Below are 7,210 nucleotides of genomic sequence, written 5' to 3'. Positions count from 1 at the left end.
GGCGCAGGGGAATAATAGTATCCCTGACCAACCTACGAATACGAAGCGATCGCGCTTGAGCCAGTCGTCTAAAACGTCAAACCACCCTCTACTAGGGGCGCGTCCAACTGCGATGGTCATCGGACTAAAATCCTCTTTTTACTAAAATTGCAACGTTTCTAAGACAGTGCGGAGAGCCAGTCTAACCGACTGCCGTGAGGAATTAACGTTTTTTTTCACAATCTCAACAGCGTCAAAGCAACTGAGATTCTGAGAGAAAGGCTGATTTCACTAATCAGCATTTCTCTTTCTTTATGCCATTACACGTACCATCGGCTAGTAATCTAGCTTGGGGTAACTTAATGATTCTTAACTTATCATACTACTCAGGGTTTTTGCCTGATACAGACCAAGCAAATCAGTCATGAAACACAAAGCTTATAAATAATATGAATATCAGAAATTTTACAATTTGACACAACTTTTCTCAGAAATGTAAAAAAATTTAGTCTACATGAACGGGGGCAGTTCTTGCTGGGGGCAGGGGAGAAATAATTTTTATCAGCGATTGAGTGAAGAAATTTAGGACTTAGTGTCCTGATAAATTATATGGGTAGCAGGAACAGAGAAGGGCGCAGTTGAGTTTTTGTCAACAATGTTTGGTAAAATGTGGATGGTCACTTCGCCGCCACGGTCGTTGATACACTTCAAGATAAAACTATGGGAAACGTTGGACAGGGAAAGGAAGTTGGCACATCTTGAACTAATACAAATAGCCTAAGTGGTTTGTCCCATAGTGCAAGTAAGCCATCACCCGGGACAGTAAAATTTGTAGGGTACAGGGCAAAAAAATCATCGTCTGCGGTAAAGTATACCGTGGACTTAAAACAAAGCTTCAGTGCCTCCTCAGCAGCAATAGCCGGATTGGTACAGAAGTACACACTTTATGCAAGACCATTTAGTGTGCTTTGTATGTGACAGCGAGTATCTCATGGGGCAATGGTAGTTCAATGACGGCATCAACAACGATTAACAAAGGCGATCGCCTCCTGCATCAAAATATTCTCGGTTCTCGTCGGTTCAGTAATTACAGCTGGGCAACTATCGTTACCTTGGGAGCAAGCGGCTTTTTATTGGCTGGGATATCCAGTTATTTAAAAGTTAATTTACTCCTAGTTTCCGATCCAACTCAACTGGTCTTTGTCCCCCAAGGATTAGTGATGGGGTTATATGGTACTGCTGGCTTGCTATTAGCCACATACTTGTGGCTAGTAATTTTATGGGACGTGGGAGGCGGTTACAACGAATTTAATCAGGAAACTGGCACAATCAAAATATTCCGTTGGGGATTTCCTGGCAAAAACCGCCGAATTGAAATTGACGGCCGCATAGAAGATGTGCAGTCTGTGCGAATAACCGTCAAAGAAGGTCTTAATCCCCTTCGCGCCCTTTATCTACGCATTAAAGGCCGGCGAGATATACCTTTAACACGGGTTGGACAACCGTTATCTTTAACCGAGTTGGAAACAGAAGGCGCAAAATTAGCCCGCTTTTTGGGAGTGTCATTAGAAGGACTGTAAGGAAGTGGGGAGTAGGGATGGGGGAGCAGGGGGAGCAGGGGAGGTAGGGGAGGCAGGGGAAGAAGAATTATTGATTAATGCCCAATACCCAATACCCAATTACCAATACCCAATACCCCTGAAAACGATAAGATACTCTGGTTAAATCGGTAACAGGCAATGCGGTTAAAAATTTCACAATTTTTCCTTTCTCTTGTGATTATCAGTGGCTTGATGTTGGGAGGATGTTCAACACAGCAAGTCGCTTCTAATACATCTTCTCCAATCTCGACAGCTACCTCGACCACAAGCGAGGCAAGCGCCAAGACAACTAGTGAAGCAACATCTGTATCTCAAACTAATAGTGATATTCCTGGATTGGCAGATTTACCACGCCTCGAAGGCCGGGCTACTGTGGTACTGACGGTTAAAGGCTCACCGATTACCATCGAAGTAGATGGCACTGATGCCCCGATTACAGCTGGCAACTTTGTAGATTTAGTGCAGAAGGGTGTCTATGATGGTTTATCTTTCCATCGAGTTGTACGCGAACCACAACCATTTGTAGTTCAAGGGGGCGATCCTCAAAGCAAAGACCCGAAAGTTTCAGCAGATAGACTGGGAACAGGTAGTTATATTGACCCAAAAACCGGAAATGCTCGTTATATACCTTTAGAAATTAAGCCGAAAGGTTCAGATACTCCAATTTACAATAAAACCTTTGATGCTACTGCTCAACCTGTGGTATTGCCGCATAAGCTGGGTGCAGTAGCGATGGCGCGATCGCAACCACCAGACTCCGCTTCTGCTCAGTTTTACTTTGCTTTAGCGGATCTAGCCTTCTTGGATGGTAACTACGCCGTTTTTGGTAATGTCACTCAAGGCTTTGATGTCGTGAACAAAATTCAGCAAGGCGATCGCATTGACTCTGCTAAAGTCACCCAAGGTGCTGAAAATCTGAAAATACCAGGGAAGTAGGAGGAAGGGGATAGGGGGAGATAGGGAAGTAAATTCTTCCTCATCCTCCTCATCCCCCTCATCCCCTCATCCCCCCAAATTGCAAATTGGTTAAGGTTTGTGTCACTGGTATTGGTTTAATTTCCGCCTTGGGTGGAAGCTTAGAGGATAGTTGGCAAAATTTGATTGCAGGTAAATCTGGAATTCGATTACATCAACCATTTCCAGAACTTACACCACTTCCTCTAGGTTTGATTGGTCAAAAACCATCTGAGTTAAGAATGTTGACTCAGATGGTTGTTGCTTCTGCTTTGCAAGATTCTGGGTTAGTTTCACATGCAGCTGATTGTGCTGTAGTCATTGGATCGAGTCGCTCTTATCAAGCGTCTTGGGAAATGATGGCGCGGCAAATGTATGAAGAGGCAGCGAATTTGCCCGTGTCCTCTTTTGGAAATTGGCTGGATACATTACCTCACATGAATGCGATCGCAGCTGCAAGACAAATCGGTACATCAGGTATAGTTTTAGCACCGATGGCAGCTTGTGCTACTGGAATTTGGGCGATCGCTCAAGCAGCCTTACTCATACAAACTGGGCAATGTCAACAAGCGATCGCTGGCGCAGTGGAAGCACCAATTACACCCTTAACTTTGGCTGGGTTTCAGCAGATGGGTGCTTTGGCGAAAACTGGGGCTTATCCCTTTGATTTGCAGCGGGAAGGCTTAGTTTTGGGTGAAGGCGGAGCTGTGTTTGTCTTGGAATCGGCAGAGTTGGCAAAACAGCGTCAAGCAAAAGTGTATGGTGAAATTCTCGGTTTTGGCTTAACTAATGACGCATATCATGCTAATTCACCACAACCTGAAGGCAAAAGTGCGATCGCTGCTATCAAACAATGTCTAGAACGTAGTTGTCTCTCACCAGTCGATATTGATTATATTCATGCTCATGGCACAGCTACCCAGCTAAATGACCGCATAGAAAGTATGGTAATCCAGCGTTTGTTTCCTCAAAGAGTACCAGTTAGTTCCACCAAGGGAAGCACAGGTCATACATTAGGAGCATCTGGAGCTTTAGGTGTAGCTTTTTCTCTCATGGCATTAAAGCATCAAATTTTACCACCTTGTGTAGGATTGCAGCAGTCAGAGTTTGATTTAGATATTGTTACAACTGCACGTTTAAGTAAAATTCGGCAGGTATTATGTTGCAGTTTTGGCTTTGGTGGACAGAATGCAGCGATCGCACTAGCAAAGTAGAAACTTGTAAGTTTAACTATAGCGGTTCTCGTTTGCTTAAACCTCACCCCCAACCCCAGGGCAAAGCATCGGAGAGGGGAGTGTTTGCTCTCTTCAAATACGAGGTGAGGTTAGTATAAGCATTTTTTGCTGTATATCAGAATATAAGATATAAAACTGTAACAAAAACTACAAATTTTTTATTTATCCAAAAAAAAGGATAAGCTAAATACAGATGATATCCGGTTGGTAAAGATACCGTGATTAGGAGAAAATTTTATGATTTCAAAATCGCTGTTGCTGTCAGAACCTGCTTCTCCAGCGCATATATGCCCATTTGACCAAGCCTGTAGCTACTTAGAAGCGGCAGCTAAAGAATTAAATTTAAATCAGGGTTTGCTGGAAATTCTCAGCCATCCGCGTAAGGTTGTCACGGTTTCGATTCCCGTGAAATTAGATAATGGGGAAATACAAGTTCTCGCTGGACATCGCGTGCAGCACTCCGATGTTTTAGGGCCATACAAGGGGGGAATTCGTTATCATCCGGCTGTGACACTACGCGAAGTATCTGCTCTAGCAATGCTGATGACCTGGAAATGTGCTTTGTTAGGTATTCCTTATGGTGGTGCTAAGGGTGGCATTGCTATAGATCCTAAACGCTACAGTGTAGGCGAATTAGAGCGAATCACCCGCCGTTATATCAGCGAGTTGATTAAAGATATTGGGCCTGCGGTAGATATTCCTGCCCCAGATATGGGTACTTCGTCTCGTGAGATGGCTTGGATGATGGACACTTACTCTGTGAATGTTGGTCATGCTGTCCCAGGGGTTGTAACTGGGAAGCCGCTTTCTATTGGTGGTTCGCTGGGACGAGAAATGGCAACCGGACGTGGTGTGATGATTATTGTGCGTGAGGCGCTGGCACAGCAAGGTAAATCTTTGGTAGGAGTGCGAGTAGGTATTCAGGGTTTCGGTAACGTTGGTAGTGCCGCAGCAGAATTATTACATCTTGCAGGCGCGAAAGTTATCGCTGTTTCAACGGGTGCTGGGGGAATATTTTCCGAAGTTGGTCTTGATATTCCCAAGTTGAAAATCTACGCTGCTGAAAATCGCAAGAGTATTATCGGTTTCCCGCAATCTGTACCAATTAGCAATGCAGATTTATTAACTTTACCCTGTGATGTCTTAATACCAGCAGCTTTGGAGAATCAAATCACTGAAGAAAATGTGAATCAGGTGCAAGCGCAAATTGTCGCAGAAGCGGCTAATGGGCCGGTTACTCTTGAGGCTAACTTGGCCTTAGAGGCGCGGGGTGTGACAGTGCTACCGGATATCTTGGCCAATGCTGGCGGTGTGGTAGTTAGCTATTTAGAGTGGGTGCAGGGTCTTTCCTACGTATTTTGGGATGAGGAGCGCGTCAACCGCGAAATGGAACATTTGATGGTACAAGCTTACCATCGGGTGATTCAGCAGTCAGAGGTACGGCAAATTCCTCTACGATTAGCTGCTTACACTTTAGGGGTAGGTAGGGTGGCTCAGGCGCTGACTGATAGAGGTCTTTATCCTTAATATTTGGGCATACACAGCAGTTTTTAACTTTAAAAAGCGACTTACTTAAGCGATCGCTCCAACATAACTAGTACTGTGAATTAACCATCTTGAAGAAGTTTTCAGGCTTTTCTCAATTATCCTGCGATCGCAATACTACTCGGTTAAGGCGCTTTTAACTTACTCATATTTGGGATTTATTGTCAATGCTTAAGTCCTAAATAATTAGCCCTTTCAAGGTGGACAAGAAACTCCTCTTTAACCTCTTACCTCTGTGTACTCTGTGCCTCTGCGGTTTAAAAGTAATTTATAGCAACCGCAGAGGCGCAGAGAACACAGAGAGAAAAAAGAGATTTTACCAGTCACCTTGAAACGGCTAGTCCTAAATAATCCGCTTACTTGATTAGGGGCTGCTGCCTGCAATCATAAATTGAGTCAGCAGCCATGAATGCATTCCCATTCTGAAACCAACCTTACGACTGGCCAGAAGGTGCAGCAGCATGAATCAAGTCTGGCTTCTCGTCACTAGGAGGACGCTCAATAGTTTGAGCCGATGTAGGGCGTTGATGGCGATGGCTAGTTTGGATCTGTACAGGTTTACCCGTCTCAATTGACTCGTAAAGCGCTTGAATGATCGCAACATCAATCAATCCTTCCGTACCAGATGGTTCTGGGTCTTTATCTTCGAGAATACAATCAGAGAAGTAAGTAAATTCAGCTGCTAGTTGATCGTGATCCTCAAAGGTACGCTCTTGGGTTTCACCATTAATTGTCAGGTAATGCTTAATTTCTCCCTGCCAAGGATATGCAGGATTTACTCGTAAATCGCCTTGAGTACCGACAATCTGATAGGTTGAAACACTTGCCGCTCCAAAGCTACAGGTAAATGTTGCCAATCGCTCATTCGGGAAACGTAAGATAACACTTGCCATTTCTTCCACTTCGCTGAAGCGTTGTTCTCCGTTATTGCCAGCTACAGCAAATACTTCAATTGGTTCATCTTGAAATAGGTAACGTGCAGCATTAAGGCAGTAGATGCCAATATCATAGAGCGTCCCGCCACCGGTGACATCTCGTAAACGAATATTACCTTCTTCTACTTGCTGAGTAAAAACCGAGTTGAAAATTCGTGGTTCACCAATTTGCTTTGAACGCAAAATTTCAACTGCTTGTAAATTGGCTTCTTCTAAATGTAAGCGGTAGGCAATCATCAGCTTAACATTATTATCATTGGCAGCTTTAATCATTGCCTCACACTCTTCTTCTGTTACTGCCATTGGCTTTTCACATAATACATGAATTGCCTGATTAGCAGCCCGCACAGTGTAGTCGCAATGTAAGTGATTCGGCAGCGCAATATAAACTGCATCAATCTCGCCACTTGCCAAACAGTCCTCATACTCCTCATAAGAGTAAGTATGCTCTATACCATACTTTTTGCTTAATTCTTCGTTTTTAGTGGGGTCATCTGAAACTAGTGCCACTAATTCTGAGTTTTCGGCGTTGGTAAAGGAAGGTAAAGCAGCTTCTTGGGCAAACCAACCTAAACCAACAACGGCGTAACGAATTTTGCCCTGACCATTTGTAGCAGTCATGATTCTACTCCCTGATGAAGGAACAATTTTGTAATTTCCATCCACTAATTACCTGCAAATTATAGCTAAATGCTTATACAAACACTTGGTAAAAAGTGTCTAAGTAAGTGGGTCAAATTAAATATAAAACCTCACCATGCCTCCGGCTTCCCCCGACAATACTAAGGAGAGGGATAGTAAGGAGAGGGATTGAGGGTGAGATTTTTTCTTATGTTTAATTACGTCTACCTACTTAGTAATAATGAATTTATCGGGCTAATAATTTGGAGGTTGATGAATGGGATATCGTATATTCTGAATGACTTGATAAATTAAAACCTCATTCTTTCAGTAAGCTTTA

The 7,210-nt window shown here is 43.6% G+C and carries 5 protein-coding genes and 1 pseudogene; 4 read left to right on the top strand and 2 right to left on the bottom strand.

Annotation, left to right across the window (positions count from 1 at the left end; translation table 11 throughout):
• Positions 1-120 (bottom strand): annotated as a pseudogene (locus V7K73_RS14900) (photosystem II D2 protein (photosystem q(a) protein)); the annotation flags it as partial.
• Between the two features lie 869 nt (positions 121-989).
• On the opposite strand from V7K73_RS14900, the gene V7K73_RS14895 reads away from it, so the two are divergent.
• From V7K73_RS14895 to V7K73_RS14880, 4 genes are all read left to right on the top strand, one after another.
• A complete protein-coding gene (locus V7K73_RS14895; RefSeq protein ID WP_334881172.1) occupies positions 990-1,559 on the top strand; it encodes a photosystem I assembly protein Ycf4 in 570 nt (189 codons plus the stop codon).
• Positions 1,560-1,718: 159 nt separating this feature from the next.
• Entirely contained in the window at positions 1,719-2,516 is a 798-nt protein-coding gene (locus tag V7K73_RS14890) for a peptidylprolyl isomerase (RefSeq protein WP_334881171.1), read from the top strand.
• Positions 2,517-2,602: 86 nt separating this feature from the next.
• Positions 2,603-3,748: a beta-ketoacyl-ACP synthase gene (locus V7K73_RS14885; protein WP_334881169.1), complete on the top strand. Its 1,146-nt coding sequence runs from the start codon at positions 2,603-2,605 to the stop codon at positions 3,746-3,748.
• Between the two features lie 258 nt (positions 3,749-4,006).
• Positions 4,007-5,296: a Glu/Leu/Phe/Val family dehydrogenase gene (locus V7K73_RS14880; RefSeq protein ID WP_334881167.1), complete on the top strand. Its 1,290-nt coding sequence runs from the start codon at positions 4,007-4,009 to the stop codon at positions 5,294-5,296.
• 452 nt (positions 5,297-5,748) lie between these two features.
• On the opposite strand, the gene V7K73_RS14875 is transcribed toward V7K73_RS14880, so the two are convergent.
• Positions 5,749-6,870, bottom strand: coding sequence for a Gfo/Idh/MocA family oxidoreductase (locus V7K73_RS14875; RefSeq protein WP_334881165.1), 1,122 nt, complete (start codon positions 6,868-6,870; stop codon positions 5,749-5,751).
• Positions 6,871-7,210 lie beyond the last annotated feature (340 nt).

This window comes from Nostoc sp. (genome assembly GCF_036916975.1).
Lineage (GTDB): Bacteria > Cyanobacteriota > Cyanobacteriia > Cyanobacteriales > Nostocaceae > Nostoc.
This window is presented reverse-complemented; position numbering and strand designations above follow the sequence as displayed.

Coding starts and splice junctions, on each gene's coding strand:
- V7K73_RS14895 (WP_334881172.1), top strand. CDS start 990: ATGACGGCATCAACAACGATTAACAAAGGCGATCGCCTCCTGCATCAA.
- V7K73_RS14890 (WP_334881171.1), top strand. CDS start 1,719: ATGCGGTTAAAAATTTCACAATTTTTCCTTTCTCTTGTGATTATCAGT.
- V7K73_RS14880 (WP_334881167.1), top strand. CDS start 4,007: ATGATTTCAAAATCGCTGTTGCTGTCAGAACCTGCTTCTCCAGCGCAT.
- V7K73_RS14875 (WP_334881165.1), bottom strand. CDS start 6,870: ATGACTGCTACAAATGGTCAGGGCAAAATTCGTTACGCCGTTGTTGGT.